A 19121-nucleotide genomic window follows, 5' to 3' on the forward strand; every position below is an offset into this window, starting at 1 on the left:
CGGAGGCCTCACCCTAATCTGTCGGATCGGCGATCACCTTGCGGATGTCACCGCCGTGAAGATTGAAACGATAAACAAACGCTGGCACGCGGGTCATGTGTTTGAACAGCCCGGCAATTATTTTTCCTTTGCGCAGTGCAGTTGCAGCGGGTGCAATATTTAATGCAAGCTCGGGATAGTATTTGGCAAAGAAGCGACGTGCCAAAGCACGGTAGCGTATTGGAAGGTCACCCTTGATATCCGACCATGGTTTAGTCGTGGTAATAAAATGGACAAGCTGTACATCAACAAAAAACTCAAATAGCGGGCGCACGACCGGCCATTGCCAATTCCAACCTGGATGCAGGCTGGCCCATTTACCTTCCAGCGCTAAATTCAAAACAGTCTGATCGAAATAAATCTTTTCGTGATCATACCGCGTTGTGACGTCTATGCAGGCCTGCCGGATTTGTTCGCCGATATAAGTCTTGCAATCCATCAGTAATACCCCGGAATTGAAATAGGGACCATTCAGACCCAATTTCTCTTGATCCGAGGTCGCCTTTTTTGGGCGTTTCCATTTCACATTGTCAGCGACCGCGCCAACGGGTTTGCCGTGAAGGTCGAGCTTGAAAAGCTCGCCCAGTGCGCCACCAACCGCAAAAACATCGCAATCAACATACAAAATACGATCGTAGTCCGCTACAAACGCCTCTGGCAGGACAATCCGCAAATAGGCCGCCATTGAAAACCGTTCCGATGTCGGGAAGCCGGCGAACGCGTCACCGACATCAATCTGGCACATGCGAACGCCATGATTTGTCAGCGCAGGCGGTGTGTCCAACGCTTGTTCCGACGCAATACAAATGTCGAATTCACGGTCAGGGTTTGTGGCCACAATGGTACTGATTGTCAAAGCCGCGAAAGGTAAGTATCTGGCATCACAGCACAAGATGATGGCATGCCGATACTCTGCTTGCCTGCTCGCGGTTTGCAATGTAATTTCCATAGGCTTACCTTAACCGTTATGCCTGACGGCAAACGTCACTTACCCGTTCGGAACACAGGTGTAAAAGGCCAAAACGTGATGCATAACGCCCGATGGTAAAATCAGTTCTGTTCGTCACCGGCACCCGGGCTGATTTTGGAAAGCTTGAGCCCTTGGCTATCGCCGCACGCGATAGCGGCTTTGATGTATCTTTTTTCGTCACAGGTATGCATATGCTTGACCGCTATGGGCTGACCAAGCTTGAGGTCCACCGCACACAAGGCGTCAAGGTACATGAATTCCTCAACCAGCGCCCCGGTGACCCGCAGGATATGGTGCTGGCGAAAACAGTGATCGGTTTTTCCGATTTCGTCACGGAACATCACCCGGATCTGGTTGTTATCCATGGCGACCGGGTTGAGGCGCTGGCCTGCGCCCTTGTCTGCGCCACGAATTACATCCGCTGTGCGCATATCGAAGGTGGCGAAGTATCGGGAACGATTGACGAGATCTACCGACACTGCAACAGCAAGCTGGCGAGCACGCATTTCGTCTCGTCCGAGGACGCCGCCCGCCGGGTGCGCGCGTTGGGGGAACCGGCCGAACATATTCATGCCATCGGCTCGCCAGAGCTGGATTTCCACGCGGGCCCATCCGGCGTCACCATTGATGCAGTCAAGGCCCGTTACGCCATCCCCTTTGACACATTTGGCATCTGCGTGTTCCACCCGGTCACCTCGGAGGCCGCGACGATGGGCGTGCAGGCCCAATCCCTGTTTGATGCCTTGAAGGCATCCACGCGGAGCTTTGTTCTGATTGCGCCCAATAACGACCCCGGCTCTGCCGATATTTTCGCCCAGATCGACACCCTGCCGGCCGACAGGTTCCGCGTTTTGCCTTCCATGCGCTTTGCCCATTTCTCGGAGCTGATGAAAAACGCGGCCGTCATGATCGGCAACTCATCCGCCGGGGTCAGAGAGGCACCCTTTGTCGGCCTGCCGTCACTCGATATTGGCACACGCCAAACCAACCGCGCGAAATCCCCCTCTGTGTTCTTTGCCGATGCAACCGACGAGACAGCCATCGCGACATTTCTAAAGACGCAATGGGGGAAATCCTATCCGCGCCATGATGCCTTTGGCGGGGGCAGCGCCGCTGACCGCTTTCTCAACGTGCTGAATGATCCGACTTTCTGGTCGGCGCCGCTGCAGAAAACCTTCGATGATGCCCACGGGTGACATGACCCGCGGATGGCCGCTACGGCTATACCTGCTTGCATCATACGGGTTGGCCCTGCTGGCCCCACTGATCTTGCGCAAACGCCTGGCGCGGGGGAAAGAAACAGCAGGCAGCGTCAGAGCCAAGCGCGGGCTGGATTTGCCGCCGCGCCCCCGGGGCAGGCTGATCTGGATCCATGCGGTTGGATTGGGCGAGGTCATGTCCCTGCGCGGTTTGATTGACTTTATGGCTGCCGATGATCCAAAGGCACATTTTCTTGTGACCTCCAGTACTAAGGCCTCGGCTGCTGTCTTTGCCAGAAATTTGCCACCCCGTACGACACATCACTTTCTGCCCATCGACGCCCCACCTTACAGGGGTCGTTTTCTGGATCATTTCCAACCCAACCTATGTGTCTGGGCGGAACAGGACCTGTGGCCGGGTTTTGTCAGCGACCTTGCAAAGCGGCGCATTCCACAGGCCGTTATTGCCGCCCGCATGAATGCAGCCTCGTTTCGCAAGCACCAAAAGGCACGTGGCCTTTATGCGAACCTTTATCAGGCAATGGCGCTGATCACGGCGCAAGATCAACGCACGGCCGATCACCTGCAAATGCTGGGTGGCACGGGCGAGGTCGCAGTCACCGGTTCCCTGAAACCCAGCGCGCCCGCATTGCACTGTGAGGCGGCGGAACTGACCGCCGTCAGGCAGGGCATTGGCGACCGCTTCGTTTGGGCTGTTGCACCCGCCCATCCGGCTGATCAGACGGTTGCGGTCGAGGCCCATGAACGGTTATGCGCACACCAGCCCGACGCGTTGCTGATCATCGCGCCGCGTTTTCCGGATCGGGCGCAAGGCGCCTACCCGCGCCGGTCAAAGGGGCAAATGCCCGGGCCAGCCGATAAGACATGGCTTTGCGATACCTACGGCGAACTTGGCCTGATCTATCGTCTGTCAAAGGCTGTGTTGATCGGTGGGACCTTCTCGGACATCGAGGGGCATAACCCGTGGGAGGCTGTCAATCTGGACAATGCAATCCTGCACGGCCCGCATACGGACAATTTCGCCACTGATTTTGCCATGCTGGATGCTGCAGATGGCGCCCTTTCGGTGGCCGACGCCACCGATATTGTGGCCGCGCTACAAAATACCGGGTTGCAGGCGGTCGCCCGGAATGCGCGCACGGTCGCGGAAAACGCACGTGCGCAAACACAAACCCTTGCCCGACAGCTTCTGGATATCTGTGATGATGGATAAAGCCGCAGACTTTCCGCCATTCAAGCTGCGCTTGGGCCTATGGGCCTATGCGGTGCTGTGGTGGCTGATGCTGCCGGTCATACTGCTCTATCTGCGCCGTCGCGGACGCAAGGACCCGGCCTACCGGATGCATCTGCGCGAGCGTTTCGGCGTCTGCGCGCCCAGCCGGGGCGATGTCGTCTGGATACATGCGGTATCACTGGGCGAGATGCGATCCGCGACGCCGCTGATCCGGGCATTGCTTGGCAGGGGCGAACGTATTGTGACAACCCATTTCACACCCGCCGGCCGACGCGAGGCAGAGCGTGAATTTGCCGCCGAAATACGCGATGGTCAGGTGCAGGTCGTCTGGGTTCCGTTTGAATTCGGCTTTGCATATCGCCGCTTCCTGCGCCACTTCACCCCGAAATATGGTCTGGTGATGGAGATCGAGGTTTGGCCACGCATGATCATGGCCTGCCGGCGCCACGGCACAAATCTGTTCATGTGCAACGCACAATATCCGCAGAGGAGTTTTGAAAAGGACCAGAGGGGGTTTGGCCTTCGTGCCGCACTTATGGCTGGTTTTTCTGGCGGATTTGTCAAATCAGAACAGCAAAAGTCTCGTTTTGCACATGCGGGCATGCGCAATATCAACGTCACGGGCGAGTTGCGGTTTGAACAACCTATCCCGCAAGCGCAACTGGATGCGGGTGCCGCATTGCGCCCGCGATTGGCCGCTGATCGCCCGATTTTCACATTGACCAGCGTGGTAGAGGGCGAAGACGCGCTCTACCTAGATATGATCGCCGCCACACCAGATGCCCTGTTTGTCTATGTTCCGCGCGCGCCGGAACGTTTTGACGAAGTTGCCGACATGCTGGCGGCCAAAGGTCTGCGATTTGCGCGCCGATCCACGCTGCTTGGTCCTGACCTTGCCCTGACGGGTGAGGCCCCCGAAGTCGACGTGTTGCTGGGTGACAGCATGGGCGAGATGTATTTCTACCTGTCTTTGTGTGATCGGGCGATTGTGGGTGGCGGCTTTGTCGAAAAAGGCGCCCATAACATCATCGAACCATTGGCCCTGCGAAAGCCGGTCATTGTCGGGCCACATATCTGGACAATCGCTTATCCCGCGACCGAGGCGATTGCCGCAGGTGTCTGCCACATGGTGGAAAGCCCCGGCGCCCTTAAATCCATTGTCGCTGACCCGCCGATGGTCACCGATGCGCAAATCGCGGCCTTTTATGCCGACCATGCGGGCAGTGTCCGCCGGACCTTGGCGGCGATTGATGCGCTGACCTAGTGCCCGACATCTTCCGGGCGGACGGCGGTCGCCTTGATGATCGCGAAAACCTGTTGCCCCACGGACAGGCCCATGCGTTGTGCGCTGCGCCGGGTAACGCGCGCCAGCAACGGATCCTCACCAGCCAGCAGCCGCACGGCAACCCCCGGCCCCCGGCCCTGTTCCATCGCGGTGATCGTCACAGGCAGCACATTCAGCGCGCTGATGCCCGCAGGGCGCGTCGTCGCCAAAATGACGTCTTGTGCCGCAATGCGCAGCCTGACCCTGTCCCCTAGCTTGCCGAATTGCCCGGGCAACATGAGCCGCCCCCCAGAAAACGCCAGTTCCGTCAGCCCGTCATCCTGGAGGCGCCCGGCGATCTTGGTCTGGATCACCGCGCCGGCCTCGCGCACACCAAGAAGCGGCACAGTGCCGGGCTGCGAAAGGACCTCGCCCAGCGGCCCGTTTGCGACGACCCGCCCGGCGTCCAGAATGACCAGTGTTGTGGCCAGTCTGGCGACCTCGGATACATCGTGGCTGACATAGATGATCGGGATCTGGACCTCGTCCCGCAACCGTTCGAGATAGGGCAGGATCTCGGCCTTGCGGGGGGCGTCAAGTGCGGCCAGCGGTTCATCCATCAACAGTATTTGTGGGTCAGACGCCAAGGCCCGCCCCAGTGCCACCCGCTGTTTTTCCCCGCCCGACAGACCCGCGGGCCGTCGATCCAGCAGGCTTTCAAGGCCCAGGGTCGCAATGATCCGGTCCCAATCATGACGCCCGCCATAGGCAAGGTTCTGACGCACACTCATGTGGGGGAACAAGCGGGCATCCTGAAACACGTAGCCTGTCCTGCGCTTTTGCGGGCGCAGGTTGATCCGGTTTTTGGTGTCAAACAGCACCTGTTCACCGATGGCAATCCGCCCCGCATCGGGCAAGCTCAGCCCGGCAATCGCATTGACCACCGATGTCTTACCTGATCCCGACCGTCCGAAAATCGCCGTGACGCCCGCAGGCGCATCAAAGGTCACGTCCAGATGGAAATCCCCCAGCTGTTTGGTGATGCGCAGGTCCAACATCTACTGGCCCATCCGTTTGGTCACCCGCCGGGCCAGCCATTCTGATACCAGCAAAGCGCCCATCGCTAAGATGATGGAAACCACCACAAGCCCCAGAACAGCCGGTTCAGCGCCGGGCACCTGCAAAAGCCCATAGATCGCGGTCGGGATCGTCTGGGTCTGTCCGGGGATGGCCGCGACAAAGGTGATGGTCGCACCAAATTCACCCAGCGCTTTGGCAAAACCCAATATGCCCCCGGCCAGAATGCCCGGCAGGATCAGCGGCAAAGTGACTGTCACAAAAATGCGCATCCGCGAGGCCCCCAGCGTTGCGGCAGCGTCTTCCAACCCGGGCGAGATCGCCTCGATCGCCAGTCTGATCGCCCGCACCATCAGCGGGAACGCCATAATTGCAGCGGCCAGTGCGGCCCCGGTCCAACGAAAAGCAAGCGTGATGCCAAACGCATCATATAGAAATGCACCAACCGCACCCTGCCGCCCGAAAACGATCAGCAGAAGGTATCCGGTGACAACAGGCGGCAGGACCAGCGGCAAATGTACCAGACCATTCAACAGGTGGCGGCCCGGAAAACGCTTGCGCGCCAAAAGATAGGCCACCCCAATCGCAATTGGCAGGGCTGCAAGCATCGCCACCCCCGCAACCCAAAGCGATAGCCGAATGGCGGCCCATTCTTCCGGACCTAACTGGTCCATCATGGGCGTCGAATGGGCGGTAAAAACCCTGCCTCTTGCAAGGTGGCCTGCCCTGCTGCCCCGGTCAGAAAGTCCAGAAAGGCGGATGCCTGCGGGTCCGCCCCCGCGGTCACCGCACCCACATATCGGATCGGCGGATAGCTATCTGTTGGAAAGCGCGCGACAATGCGGACCGCATCCGTCACACCCGCATCCGTCTGGTAAACAACACCCAGCGGTGTCTCGCCTCGGGCAACAAGGTTCAAGGCCGCGCGCACGCTGTCCACTTCGGCAAGCCGATGGGATAGCGGCTCCCACATATTCAGCGAGGTCAGTGCGGCCTTGGCGTAGATACCCGCAGGCACAGCATCGGTCAGCCCGACGGCCAGCCGCCCATCGCCAAGTGCAGATGCCATCCCATAGCCGTGCAGCAAAACGTCGCCCGCATCCCGGGGGCCGATCAGCACCAATGCGTTGCTTGCGATATCAGCCACGCTGTCAGGTTCCAAAGCGTTGGTTTCGACCAAAACGTCCATCCAATCCGCATTGGCCAGCAGCACCAGATCGGCTGGCGCCCCCTGCCCGACCTGCCGGGCAATCTTGCCGCTTCCGGCATAGGACACGGACACATCCCCGAATTCTGCCGCCAGCGCATCTATCGGTTCTTTCAGGCTGGCCGCCGCAAATACCACGATCTCCGCAGTTGCGGCGATGGGACACAAGAGCATGACAAGCAACATGAAAAGGCGGGTCAACATGGGCCGACTATCGGGCGGTTCGACCGGGTTCGCAAGGGTCAGACCCAAGCACGATTGCGCGCGATCAACTGGGCGACCCGATTGCGTATTTCGCCACTGATCGCCCCCTCGCGCGGTGGGTCGCGCAAAGTGGTCAGCCAGTGCGGCTGCGGTTGGTAGGTTTTTGTCGGCCGCGCCCACTGCAGGGCGCGCAAGATATCGGCGGCAGCTGTCGGCAATTGGTCCGGTATCTCGGCCCCGGTCAGGGTGGCCCAGACGCCGGTCCATAAACGCCCGACAGACCAGGGGTTATATCCGCCACCGCCCAGCACCAGATATCGGGGCGCCAATTCACGCAGCGCGGCAACGATTGCCCAATGGGCATTGTTGGACAGGGCCAGCCGCGATTGAGGGTCCTCGAGCACCGCGTCAGCACCGCATTGCAAAACGATAGCATCGGGGCGAAATGCAGCCACTGCCGGCAAGATCAACTGATCCCTGATCAAGGCCATCTCGGTATCATGCAAACCGGCGGGAACTGGCAGGTTATAGACCTGTCCCGCCCCCTGATCGGTCAGCGCCCCTGTACGGGGCCAGCGGTTTTCCTCATGCACCGAGATCAGCAATATGTCCGGATCATGCGCGAAAGCATGTTCGACCCCGTCGGGATGATGTGCGTCAATATCCACATAGGCGATCTTGGCTGCACCGTTTCGCCGCAGCGACTGAATCGCCAGAACAGGATCGTTGAGGTAGCAGAACCCGTTTGCCCGATCGGGCATGCCATGATGAGTGCCGCCAGCGGGGGTATAAATCACCCCCGGCTTGGCCAGCAGTTCGCCGGCCAGCATTGACGCACCAGCCGAAGTTGCGGGACGGCGATACATCTCGGGGAAGATCGGATTGGACGGTGACCCAAGCGCATGGCGCTGCTTGACCCGGTCGCTGACCTCTTGGGTTTGCTCTGCCGCCTGCAAGGCGGCGATGTAGCGCGGCGTGTGAAACCCGGTCAGTGCCGCCGGTTTGGCGCGGGGCGACGTGATAAATTGCGCCCTTGGCAGCCAGCCCAATGCGCGTGACAGGTCCATCACCGTCGAGACGCGGGGGATACGCAGCGGATGCCAGGCCCCATAGCTGGAGTGCCGATATATCTCAGACCCGATAAATCGGGGTTTGGGGGGTGTGACGGCAGCCGGGCCATGACGTATGAATGCCATAACAGGCATTTAACTCTTTTCGCGGTCAGAGCCATGACAAATTCTTCCGGCCGGCAGCTGCCGCTACGTTTCAAGACCGGGCGCAAAACCGATATCAGGGCGCAATTTGCGGCCCTCTGCTGGCGCTACAAAAACGGCAAGTTGCAGATCTGCCTTGTCACCAGCAGGACCCGCAAACGCTGGATCATTCCCAAGGGCTGGCCCATGCACAAGCAAACCCCCGCAGACGCCGCCGCAACCGAAGCCTGGGAAGAGGCCGGTGTCACCGGCATCGCGGGTGAGCAATGTCTGGGCCTTTTCAGCTATGTCAAACCCCTGCGCGACCAGATGACGCCGACCATCGCGATGGTCTATCCGCTTGAGGTCAAGAAAGTGCATAGCAAATGGCCCGAAAGACAGCAGCGTAAACGCAAATGGTTCAGCCCCAAGAAGGCGGCCAAGAAACTGACCGAGCCAGAGCTGAAACTGATTGTCGCATCCTTCACCCCAAGTAAATCACCACCCAAAAGCAAGCTTGCTTCGGCAAAGAAAACACCTATTTAACAGGTTCCTCGTAGAAAACTGGTTGTCATGATCCGCTTTACTTTGAAATGTGACCAAGACCATGCGTTTGAAAGCTGGTTTCAGTCAGGCGCAGCCTTTGACAAGCTGGTGGCCGCCAACATGCTGGCCTGTACTTCCTGCGGTTCGACCAATGTCAGCAAGTCCATCATGGCCCCGGCGGTCAGCACATCCACCGAGGTGACCGCCCCAAGGCCACAACAGCCAGACCTGCAGGATCTGCGCAAAAAGGTCGAAGAAACCTCTGACTATGTGGGTGACGCCTTCCCGGCAGAGGCGCGGGCAATGCATGATGGGACCAAGCCCGAACGACCGATCTACGGGCAGGCCAATCTGGCAGAGGCGAAAAAACTTGTGGATGATGGCATCCCCGTGATGCCCCTGCCGTTCATCCCGACCAAGAAGACGAACTGATGACCGTTCTGATTACCGGTGCAAATCGCGGGATTGGCAAGGCATTGGCGGAAAATTACGCCGCGCGCGGCACGCATGTTATCGGCACCGCCCGCACACCGTCTGACGACAAACACCTGCCATTGGATGTCACCATTCCTGCATCCCATCAGGCACTTGCCACCACCCTGGGCGATGCGCCCCTTGATTTGCTGATCTGCAATGCAGGTATCTATCCTGACAAGGGTCAGCCGCTTGACGATGGCTACCCCGCCGATATGTGGGCCGACGCATTTGCCACAAATGTGACCGGTGTGTTTTTGACCGTCCAACACCTTCTGCCGCATCTGGCGCGCGGCCAGACACCGCGTATTGCGATCATCTCGTCTCAAATGGCCTCGCATACGCGGGCGCCAGGTGGCAGCTATATTTACAGGGCCAGCAAGGCTGCGGTGTTAAATCTGGGGCGCAATCTGGCGGCAGATCTGAAACCGCGCGGTATTGCCGTAGGCATCTACCATCCCGGCTGGGTTCAGACGGATATGGGCGGGCAGACCGCTGAAATCACGGTCGCAGAAGCAGCCGCTGGGCTTGTGGCGCGATGCGATGCGTTGTCGCTGGACAGCACCGGGTGTTTCGAAACCTGGGATGGGCGCGCGCACCCCTATTAGGGCCATGACCCCACGCCACATTTTGACCACGCGTTGAAACGGTTTGCGCTTCACCACCGCTGCGCTTAAAGGGGACGCGGACAAAATCTCGTCCGTAGAGGAAGTGCTATGCCGACGCTTGTGATGAAATTTGGCGGAACATCCGTTGCCAACCTTGACCGCATTGCACGTGCGGCCAAACGCGTGGCCGTAGAGGTCGCCAATGGCTATGATGTGATCGTGATCGTGTCGGCCATGTCGGGCAAGACCAACGAGCTGGTTGGCTGGGTTGATGAAACCTCGCCGCTTTATGATGCCCGTGAATATGACGCCATCGTCTCGTCGGGCGAGAATGTGACCGCCGGCCTGATGGCGCTGCGCTTGCAGGAAATGGATATTCCCGCCCGCAGTTGGCAGGGGTGGCAGGTGCCGTTGAAAACCAATTCCTCACATTCCAGCGCGCGGATCGAGGAAATTCCGACCGACAATATCAACGAAAAATTTGGCGAAGGCATGCGGGTTGCGGTGGTCGCGGGCTTTCAGGGCATCAGCCCCGAAGGCCGGATTACGACGCTGGGGCGCGGTGGGTCAGATACAACCGCAGTTGCCTTCGCCGCCGCATTTGATGCGGAACGCTGCGACATCTACACCGATGTCGATGGTGTCTACACCACCGATCCGCGCATCACATCCAAGGCACGCAAGCTGGACAAGATCGCGTTTGAGGAAATGCTGGAACTTGCCTCGCTTGGCGCCAAGGTCCTGCAGACCCGATCAGTCGAATTGGCCATGCGCTATAAGGTCCGGCTGCGGGTCCTGTCATCATTCGAAGAACCATCAGACAGTGCAGGCACGCTGGTCTGTGACGAGGAGGAAATCATGGAATCCAATGTTGTTGCCGGTGTGGCCTATTCCCGGGACGAGGCCAAAATGACGCTGATTTCCGTGGCTGACCGACCGGGCATCGCGGCTGCTATTTTCGGGCCACTGTCCGAGGCGGGCGTGAATGTGGACATGATCGTTCAGAACATTTCTGAAGAGGGGCGGACAGACATGACGTTTTCCTGCCCCGTTGATCAGGTCCTGCGCGCGCGCAAGGCGGTCGAGGATGCCAAGAGCAATGGCAGCATCAATTTCCACGATCTGGTGACCGATGATGGGGTCGCCAAGGTTTCGGTCGTCGGTATCGGCATGCGCAGCCATGCGGGTGTTGCGGCGCAGATGTTCAAGGCGCTGCATGACGAAGGCATCAACATCAAGGTCATCACAACATCCGAAATCAAGATTTCGGTGCTGATTGACCGCAAATATATGGAACTGGCGGTGCAGGCCCTGCATGACGTCTTCAAACTGGAGCAGGCAGCCGAGTCCGGCAGGCGTTAACCTTTGTGCCACCCAAAAAGGGCATGTCCGTCAATGGCGTAGCGCGACCTACGCAGTTCAGTACGCCTGCATACTAACGCCTTTGCGGTTCACTGACCGGTTTTCAGGTAGACCATCATCAAAGCACGACGTGTTAACGATAAACTCAGGTATGTGTCGCGTTTGCCTCTCCCACATTGTTCAGCGATCCCATATAGATGGAACCTGACGGGCATGGGGAGTGCAAATGCCACATAGGCTGGAAACAGAAAGCCGCAAGTTACTTGGCCGGCTTCGCGAGGCGCTGGCCGCTGACAGCGAGGGACAGGCCCGCCTGAATAAGGTGGTCGACTTGATCGCAAACTCGATGCAGGCCGAGGTCTGTTCCATCTATCTGTTCCGCGACGCCGAAACACTGGAACTATGCGCCACGCAGGGCCTGTGTCAGGACGCCGTCCACCAGACCCGCATGCGACTTGGCGAAGGGCTTGTCGGCCAGACTGCCAAGACGGGCCAGGTCATCAACACCGCTGATGCGCCGGCCGCCAAAGGGTTTCGCTACATGGCCGAAACCGGGGAAGAGCGGTATTCGTCCTTCTGCGGTGTTCCTATTCAGCGCCTTGGGGACGCATTGGGTGTTCTGGTCGTGCAGACCAAGGCCGCCCGGCAACTGACCCCCGATGAGGTCTACGCGCTCGAGATTGTCGCCATGGTCATCGCCGAGATGACCGAGCTTGGCGCCTTTGTCGGTGAAGGGGCCGCCTTGTCAGCCCGCCACCAGCAGCCTGTGATGCTGCGCGGATCCGTGGCGCAAGAGGGGACAAGCGAAGGTCAGGTCTTCTTGCATGAACCCCGCGTTGTCGTGACCAACCCGATTTCGGACGACCCCGACCGCGAACTGGGCCGTTTGCGTGACGGGGTCGAAACCCTGCGCAATTCCGTCGACAGCATGCTGACCGGTGCCAGAACCGTCGACGTGGATCAAATTCAGGTTCTCGAGGCTTACCGGATGTTTGCCAACTCAGCGAGTTGGATGAAACGGATGGAGGCAGACGTGGCCAACGGCCTGTCCGCCGAGGCCGCCGTCGAAAAAGAGCAATCGCTCGCCCGCAGCAGATTGTCGAATGCCGGTGATCCTTATCTACGGGAACGACTGCATGATCTGGATGATCTGTCCAATCGCCTGCTGCGTATTCTGACCGGTCAGGGTGCCGACGTGGTGGCGGATATGCCCGAAAACCCGATCCTTGTTGCGCGGAATATCGGCCCCGGTGAATTGCTGGAATATGGCAAGGCCCTTAAAGGGATCGTCCTTGAAGAAGGATCGGTGGGCAGTCATGCAACCATTGTCGCCCGGGCCTGGGCCATCCCGCTTGTGATCAATGCGACTGGCGTCACACGCGAGGCATTAACCGGCGACACGATCCTGGTGGACGGCGATCAGGGGATCGCACATCTGCGGCCGGATGATACCGTCCATGCGGCCTTCCGCGACAAGATCGCCATGCAAACCCGGGCGCAGGAACGCTATGCGTCGATCCGGGACCTGCCGGCAGAGACGAAATGCGGCAATGTCATTTCGCTGCAGATGAATGCCGGGCTGATCGCGGATCTGCCGTCACTGGCCGGATCGGGGGCCGAGGGCGTTGGCCTGTTCCGGACAGAGCTGCAATTCCTGATCCGGAACCAGATGCCCCGCCGCTCGGAATTGTCCGCCCTCTATGCGCGGGTGCTGAAAGCCGCTGACGGGCAGCGGGTGGCATTTCGCACGCTCGATATCGGGTCGGACAAGGTCCTTCCCTATATGAAGCCTAATGATGAACCCAACCCGGCCATGGGCTGGCGTGCCATCCGGGTCGGGCTGGACAAGCCCGGTGTCTTGCGCATGCAATTGCAGGCATTGCTGCGGGCAGCTGATGGCAAACCCCTATCGGTGATGTTTCCTTTTGTCGCCCAGATGAGCGAGTTTGAGGCCGCCAAGGCCGAAATGGACAAGGCGCTGGCCCGCGAGAAGATTTTGGGCCACGCCCTGCCCGAAACGCTGGAAATCGGTGCGATGCTCGAAACCCCATCGCTTGCCTATGCGCCTGATGCCTTCTTCCGCGAGGTGGATTTCATTTCTGTCGGCGGCAATGACCTCAAGCAGTTCTTTTTCGCTGCCGACCGGGAAAATGAACGGGTTCGCCGGCGCTATGACACGCTGGATGTCAGCTTTCTGTCATTTCTTGCCCAAGTGGTGAAACGGTGCGCGGACAGCGGGACCCCATTGTCATTCTGTGGCGAGGATGCCGGGCGCCCGGTCGAGGCGCTTTGCCTTGCCGCGTTGGGTTTTCGCAGCCTGTCTATGCGTCCTGCCTCAATCGGGCCAGTCAAGCATCTTTTGCGCCGGGTTGATCTGGGCGAAGTGCGCAAAATCATGGATGGCGCGATTAAGAAAGGCGACCAATCGGTGCGCCGCGCCGTCGCCGATTGGCTGGTCTATCAGGTCTGAGGCAAGGTTGATGCCGCAAGGACGCGGTGGAATTCTTCGGTAACTGCCGCCTCACCATGGGTGCGGGCCAATTGGCGCAAACCGAAATGCACATGCGCCAGTGCGACATAGTAATCCATAAAGGCATAATTCGTACCGGCCCCTGCAGCCGCGCCCAGCACAGGTACCGCCTGCGAGGCGAGCTTTTGGGACAAGACAGCGGCAAACCGTGGGGCCACGCGACTGATCAAACCGTTGACCGCCGCACCCGAAAGGCTAAGCCGCGCACCAATAAATGACGTATCAATCCCGTCATCCGCCGTGCCGGGCCCGCCTGCCCCAAAGACGGCCAGACATTCCATGCGGGTTTCGGCCGAGGCCGGATCTTCGCCATAAGCGACGGCCACATTTTGCACGGCCCGGAATATCATGGTGGTGGCGACGGGCAGTTCGGCAAGTGCCGTTGGCAATCCACCCACACCGCCAACAGCGCCGGATACCGCGCCCATCGCCTTGTGCCATCGGTCCGAGCTGACTTTTTCACCTATGCCATTGCGTGACTTGGCGGCAAGTGCATAGCTTTGGCGCAAGGCTGTGCGCGCCACATCATCGACCTGCGCGCGCACAGAGGACGGCAGCATCTTCAGCCCGTCTTCGACCTGCCCGCCGACAAAGCTGATCGCCTTCATCAAGACGCCATTGGCCTTGCGTTGTCGTGCAACAATTGCCGCAATCTGATCGCGTGCATCAGGGGTCAGCGGCACGTCACTTTCATCAACCGACAACGGGTCGGGGGCAGCATTGGTCTTTTTCATGGTTTTCAGATGGTCATTCGAATGACAGATTTCAATCATCAGTCCGGCTAACCGGCCCGTGGACGGCATCCCAGGCACCAGGCGTGAGTGCGATCCCAAGCACTCGGTCCGGGTTGGTTGGCTGCGGCATGATCACATCCGCAAGTCGATCAAACCCGAAACGCGCATAATAGGGTGCATCGCCCACAAGCATCAGACGATGCCAGCCATCCGCCCTCGCCAAATCAAGGCAGCGTTGCATCAGCAGCGACGCAACCCCTTCCCCCTGCCGGGTCGGGTGGACAGCAATCGGCCCAAGCAGGATGGCATCCCATTGGCCGATCCGCACCGGCCAGTTGCGCACTGCACCGGCCAGAATGCCATTGTCGTCGCGCGCCGTCAGGCACAGCGCTGCAATCGGATCAATGCCTTCACGCAGCCGGTAGGATGACAGGGCTGATCGGCCCGGTGCAAAGCACAAATCATAAAGTGCCTCGACTTCCCACCAATCCGATGTCTCCTCGGTGGCCAAATTCATTGCGACTTGCTGCATTCTTCTTTCATCTGGCCAAGCAGGTTTCCGCAAGGTAGCCCTAGGCAAAGATAAGGAAAAGACCACCAGCATGTTCTACGAGCCAAAAAACGGGCATGGCCTGCCGCATAACCCATTTAATGCCGTTGTGACCCCCCGACCTATCGGCTGGATTTCCACCCGTGGATCAGATGGGGCCGATAATCTGGCGCCCTATTCCTTTTTCAACGCGGTCGCATATGTCCCGCCGCAGGTCATGTTTGCCTCAACCGGGGTCAAGGCCGATCAAGGCGACACCAAGGACAGCGTCAGCAATATTCGCGACACCGGCGTCTTTGCGGTCAATATCGTGGAATACGCGATGCGCGATCAGATGAACGCCTCCTCCGGCCAGATGACTCGCGAAACCGATGAGTTCGACACCGCCGGGATAGCAAAAACGGATTGCACGACCATTGATTGCCCCCGGGTCGCGCAAGCGCCCGCAACGCTGGAATGCAAGCTGACACAGATTGTCGCGCTGCCTGGCGCCGCGAATTTTGCGGTTTTTGGCGAAGTCACCGGTATTCATCTGCGCGATGACTGCATCGTCGATGGCACATTCGACGTCACCAGATTCAACCCGCTCGCCCGATTGGGATATCGCGATTATGCGGTGATCCGTGACGTGTTCAGCCTGCAGCGCCCCGACGACTGAGCCGCATCGCGCGACAGCCGCCCAGTGCAATCAATGCCCGCCGATAATCCCGGTCTTTACGCTGTAATCGACCGCCAGTTCGTAATCGGGATCATCGTCACTATCGACGACAAGGTGGCCCGCATTTGACAACAACCTGTGGCAATCGCGGCTCAGGTGGCGCAGTTGGATAACCTTGCCCGCATCCTCGTATTTCTGGGCCACAGCCTCAATCGCTTGCAGGGCTGATTGATCAGCGACCCGACTGGCCGCAAAATCCACAATCACGACGTCGGGATCATTCTGTACGTCGAAGATTTCAGTGAACCCATCTGCTGATCCAAAGAAAAGTGGGCCCTGAATTTCGTAGACCTGCGCACCAGCCTCGGTGCGGCTGTCGCGCTTGATCGCGTGAATGCGGGTTGCGTTCTGCCATGCATAAGCCAACGCCGACACAATGACCCCAACGACCACTGCGGTCGCCAGATCGGTTGCGACGGTGACAATCGTGACCAGGATCGTAACAAATGCGTCGGTCCGCGGGACCTTGCGCAGGATCGTCAGCGAGTTCCACGCAAAGGTGCCGATCACAACCATGAACATCACGCCCACAAGTGCCGCCAGGGGGATTTGTTCGATCAGGCCGCTCGCAAACAGGATGAAAGCCAGCAGAAACAACGCCGCCGCAATTCCCGCCACCCGCGTGCGTCCGCCGGATTTGACGTTAATCATGGACTGCCCGATCATCGCGCAGCCCCCCATGCCGCCGAAAAAGCCGGTCACAGTATTTGCCGCACCCTGTGCCAGACATTCCTGACTTGCGCCGCCGCGCTGGCCGGTCATCTCACCCACAAGGTTCAGGGTCAGCAGACTTTCGATCAGGCCAATCGCAGCCAGGATCAGCGCATAGGGCAAGATGATCTCGAAGGTTTCCCATGTCAGTGGGACCACCGGGATATGAAAAGGTGGCAACCCACCCTCGATCGAGGCCAGATCCCCGACAAGCGGCGTATCAAGACCAAAGCCGATCACGATGGCCGCAACAATTGCGATCCCTGCAAGTGGTGCGGGCACAAAAGTCGTCAGGCGCGGCATCAGCCAGATGATCGCCATCGTCAGCGCGACCAGCCCCAGCATCAGATAGAGTGGCATCCCCGACAGCCATTCCCCGTTTGCCATGCCATGTCCGGCGCTTTCCGCCGTTCCCGGCACCTGAAACTGCCCGAGTTGCGCAAGAAAAATAACAATCGCAAGACCGTTCACAAAGCCGAGCATGACCGGATGCGGGACAAGCCGAATAAACTTGCCCCAGCGCATCAGGCCTACAAATATCTGGATCAACCCCATCAGGACGACGGTCGCGAACAGGTATTCAACGCCGTGCACCGCAACAAGGCTGACCATGACAACGGCCAGTGCGCCTGTCGCCCCGGAAATCATGCCCGGACGCCCGCCAAATACCGCCGTAATCAGACCAACGATAAACGCCGCGTAAAGCCCGACCAGCGGCTCAACCCCAGCCACAAAGGCAAAGGCCACGGCCTCTGGCACGAGGGCGAGCGCAACCGTCAGCCCCGATAACAGTTCGACCCGCAAGCGCCCCGGGGTCAGTGGTGCATTTGGTTCACCAAGCGAAAGACTGTCAGCGAAACTCGCCAATAATGCGCGGGCCATCAGGTGTCCTGTCATATTCGGAGATTTTCCCCGCCCTAACCGACCACACCCGCGATGTCACCCCTTCAACCCGCGCCGTGACGCAATGTTGCGGCAACAGCACGGCACGTGGTCTTCACATTTGCTTCATTCCAATACAGTGTTCTGCAAACTGGTTAACGTCGGGTGCATGAATGCGGACAAAGATTGCCATCATCGGGGGGTCCGGCATCTATGAGATGGATGCGCTGGAAGAGGCCGCCTGGATCACGGTCGACAGCCCATGGGGCAAACCGTCAGATGCGATCCTGACCGGGGTGCTTGACGGCGTCGATATGGCCTTTCTGCCCCGGCATGGGCGCGGGCATGTGCATTCACCAACAGATGTGCCGTACCGGGCCAATATAGATGCGCTGAAACGGATCGGCGTGACCGACATTATCAGTGTCAGCGCTTGCGGATCCTTTCGCGAGGCACTTGCGCCCGGGGATTTTGTGATCGTCGATCAGTTTATCGACCGGACATTTGCCCGTCCGAAATCGTTCTTTGGCAGCGGCTGCGTTGCCCATGTCAGTGTGGCCCACCCCACATGCGACCGACTGTCAGACGCCTGCGCGCAGGCTGGACGCGATGCCGGGATCACGATCCATCGCGGCGGCACCTATCTGGCCATGGAAGGCCCACAGTTTTCGTCGCAGGCTGAAAGCAACCTGTACCGCCAATGGGGCTGTGATGTGATCGGCATGACCAACATGCCCGAAGCAAAACTCGCCCGCGAAGCCGAGATTTGCTATGCCTCTGTCGCCATGATCACCGATTATGACAGTTGGCATCCGGATCACGGCGCGGTTGATGTCAGCGAGGTCATCAAGACGCTGCAAGGCAATGGGACCAAGGCCCGCGACCTGGTGGCACGGCTTCCGCAGATTTTGGGGGCCGCGCGCACGCCCTGCCCCCACGGATGTGACCGGGCGCTGGAATTTGCCGTGATGACCGCCCCCGACAAGCGTGATCCCGACCTTGTCGCAAAACTTGATGCCGTTGCTGGCCGCGTCCTTTAGCCTCTTTCAGAAAGTCCGTGATGAAAACTGTCCAAGACTATATCCGCACGATTCCCGATTTCCCGCATGAAGGGATCATGTTTCGCGATGTCACCACCCTGTTCAACGATCCACGCGGGTTTCGGATTGCGATTGATCAGCTGTTGCACCCCTATGCGGGCCAACCCATCGACAAGGTGGTCGGGCTTGAGGCGCGCGGGTTCATCCTCGGCGGTGCAATCGCCCACCAGCTTTCGCTTGGCTTTGTGCCGATCCGCAAGAATGGCAAACTGCCCGGCAAAACGATCGAGCAAAGCTACACCCTCGAATATGGTGAGGCGGTGATGGAGGTGCATGACGACGCGCTCCAACCCGGTGAGCGGGTCCTGCTGGTCGATGATCTGCTCGCAACCGGCGGCACCGCAGAGGCCGGGATCAAGCTGATCGAGCGCATGGGCGCCCAGGTTATGGGCTGTGCCTTTGTGATTGATCTGCCCGATATCGGCGGACGCGCCAAGCTTGAGGCATTGGGCATGGATGTGCATGCGCTTTGCCAGTTTGAAGGCGACTAGGGTCGCG

At 59.2% G+C, this 19121-nt stretch carries 19 protein-coding genes; 11 read left to right on the forward strand and 8 right to left on the reverse strand.

What is annotated here, in order from left to right; all coding sequences use genetic code 11:
- Positions 1-13: 13 nt before the first annotated feature.
- Positions 14-988 (reverse strand): glycosyltransferase family 8 protein, encoded by a 975-nt coding sequence (locus AABB31_RS09485; protein WP_342078379.1) that lies wholly within the window; start codon positions 986-988, stop codon positions 14-16.
- 92 nt (positions 989-1080) lie between these two features.
- Between AABB31_RS09485 and neuC the strand changes: the two genes are divergently transcribed.
- The 3 genes from neuC to AABB31_RS09500 are packed head-to-tail and all read left to right on the forward strand — an operon-like array spanning position 1081 to position 4727.
- Entirely contained in the window at positions 1081-2205 is a 1125-nt protein-coding gene (gene neuC, locus AABB31_RS09490) for a UDP-N-acetylglucosamine 2-epimerase (RefSeq protein WP_342078378.1), read from the forward strand.
- A gap of 1 nt (position 2206) precedes the next feature.
- Complete coding sequence (locus tag AABB31_RS09495) at positions 2207-3442, forward strand: 3-deoxy-D-manno-octulosonic acid transferase (RefSeq protein WP_373635674.1); 1236 nt, start codon at positions 2207-2209, stop codon at positions 3440-3442.
- Positions 3432-4727: a 3-deoxy-D-manno-octulosonic acid transferase gene (locus AABB31_RS09500; RefSeq protein WP_373635675.1), complete on the forward strand. Its 1296-nt coding sequence runs from the start codon at positions 3432-3434 to the stop codon at positions 4725-4727. The genes AABB31_RS09495 and AABB31_RS09500 overlap by 11 nt, the downstream gene beginning before the upstream one ends.
- Here the strand turns inward: AABB31_RS09500 and modC are convergent.
- The 4 genes from modC to AABB31_RS09520 are packed head-to-tail and all read right to left on the reverse strand — an operon-like array spanning position 4724 to position 8411.
- On the reverse strand, positions 4724-5785 hold the full coding sequence (gene modC, locus AABB31_RS09505) for a molybdenum ABC transporter ATP-binding protein (RefSeq protein ID WP_373635676.1): 1062 nt from the start codon (positions 5783-5785) through the stop codon (positions 4724-4726). The genes AABB31_RS09500 and modC overlap by 4 nt on opposite strands.
- Positions 5786-6478, reverse strand: a complete 693-nt coding sequence (gene modB / locus AABB31_RS09510; RefSeq protein WP_373635798.1) for a molybdate ABC transporter permease subunit — start codon at positions 6476-6478, stop codon at positions 5786-5788.
- Positions 6478-7215, reverse strand: coding sequence for a molybdate ABC transporter substrate-binding protein (gene modA, locus AABB31_RS09515; RefSeq protein WP_342078372.1), 738 nt, complete (start codon positions 7213-7215; stop codon positions 6478-6480). The genes modB and modA overlap by 1 nt, the downstream gene beginning before the upstream one ends.
- A 38-nt stretch (positions 7216-7253) precedes the next feature.
- Entirely contained in the window at positions 7254-8411 is a 1158-nt protein-coding gene (locus tag AABB31_RS09520; protein WP_373635678.1) for an acetoin utilization protein AcuC, read from the reverse strand.
- Between the two features lie 33 nt (positions 8412-8444).
- On the opposite strand from AABB31_RS09520, the gene AABB31_RS09525 reads away from it, so the two are divergent.
- The 5 genes from AABB31_RS09525 to ptsP all read left to right on the forward strand — a co-directional run bounded on the left by AABB31_RS09525 (position 8445) and on the right by ptsP (position 13868).
- The gene (locus AABB31_RS09525) at positions 8445-8954 is read left to right on the forward strand and encodes an NUDIX hydrolase (protein WP_342078371.1); all 510 of its coding nucleotides are present in this window, start codon (positions 8445-8447) and stop codon (positions 8952-8954) included.
- A gap of 27 nt (positions 8955-8981) precedes the next feature.
- Positions 8982-9386: a DUF1178 family protein gene (locus tag AABB31_RS09530; RefSeq protein WP_342078370.1), complete on the forward strand. Its 405-nt coding sequence runs from the start codon at positions 8982-8984 to the stop codon at positions 9384-9386.
- Positions 9386-10036: an SDR family oxidoreductase gene (locus AABB31_RS09535; protein ID WP_342078369.1), complete on the forward strand. Its 651-nt coding sequence runs from the start codon at positions 9386-9388 to the stop codon at positions 10034-10036. Before AABB31_RS09530 ends, AABB31_RS09535 begins: the two co-directional genes overlap by 1 nt.
- A 108-nt stretch (positions 10037-10144) precedes the next feature.
- On the forward strand, positions 10145-11398 hold the full coding sequence (locus tag AABB31_RS09540; RefSeq protein ID WP_373635679.1) for an aspartate kinase: 1254 nt from the start codon (positions 10145-10147) through the stop codon (positions 11396-11398).
- 226 nt (positions 11399-11624) lie between these two features.
- The gene (gene ptsP / locus AABB31_RS09545; RefSeq protein WP_373635680.1) at positions 11625-13868 is read left to right on the forward strand and encodes a phosphoenolpyruvate--protein phosphotransferase; all 2244 of its coding nucleotides are present in this window, start codon (positions 11625-11627) and stop codon (positions 13866-13868) included.
- Here ptsP and AABB31_RS09550 read toward each other — a convergent pair.
- Together AABB31_RS09550 and AABB31_RS09555 are read right to left on the reverse strand one after the other, a co-directional pair.
- Positions 13859-14662: an EcsC family protein gene (locus AABB31_RS09550; protein WP_342078368.1), complete on the reverse strand. Its 804-nt coding sequence runs from the start codon at positions 14660-14662 to the stop codon at positions 13859-13861. The genes ptsP and AABB31_RS09550 overlap by 10 nt on opposite strands.
- Before the next feature lie 31 nt (positions 14663-14693).
- A complete protein-coding gene (locus AABB31_RS09555) occupies positions 14694-15194 on the reverse strand; it encodes a GNAT family N-acetyltransferase (protein WP_373635681.1) in 501 nt (166 codons plus the stop codon).
- Between the two features lie 70 nt (positions 15195-15264).
- On the opposite strand from AABB31_RS09555, the gene AABB31_RS09560 reads away from it, so the two are divergent.
- Positions 15265-15870 carry a flavin reductase family protein gene (locus AABB31_RS09560; protein ID WP_373635682.1) on the forward strand — a complete coding sequence of 202 codons (606 nt, stop codon included), beginning with the start codon at positions 15265-15267 and terminating at the stop codon, positions 15868-15870.
- A gap of 30 nt (positions 15871-15900) precedes the next feature.
- Here AABB31_RS09560 and AABB31_RS09565 read toward each other — a convergent pair whose 3' ends face one another.
- Positions 15901-17523 (reverse strand): SulP family inorganic anion transporter, encoded by a 1623-nt coding sequence (locus AABB31_RS09565; protein WP_373635683.1) that lies wholly within the window; start codon positions 17521-17523, stop codon positions 15901-15903.
- Positions 17524-17696: 173 nt separating this feature from the next.
- Between AABB31_RS09565 and AABB31_RS09570 the strand changes: the two genes are divergently transcribed.
- Complete coding sequence (locus tag AABB31_RS09570; protein WP_342078366.1) at positions 17697-18563, forward strand: S-methyl-5'-thioadenosine phosphorylase; 867 nt, start codon at positions 17697-17699, stop codon at positions 18561-18563.
- Between the two features lie 20 nt (positions 18564-18583).
- On the forward strand, positions 18584-19114 hold the full coding sequence (locus AABB31_RS09575; RefSeq protein ID WP_342078365.1) for an adenine phosphoribosyltransferase: 531 nt from the start codon (positions 18584-18586) through the stop codon (positions 19112-19114).
- Positions 19115-19121: the final 7 nt, after the last annotated feature.

The organism is Yoonia sp. SS1-5 (assembly GCF_038443705.2).
GTDB classification, from domain to species: Bacteria; Pseudomonadota; Alphaproteobacteria; order Rhodobacterales; family Rhodobacteraceae; genus Yoonia; species Yoonia rhodophyticola.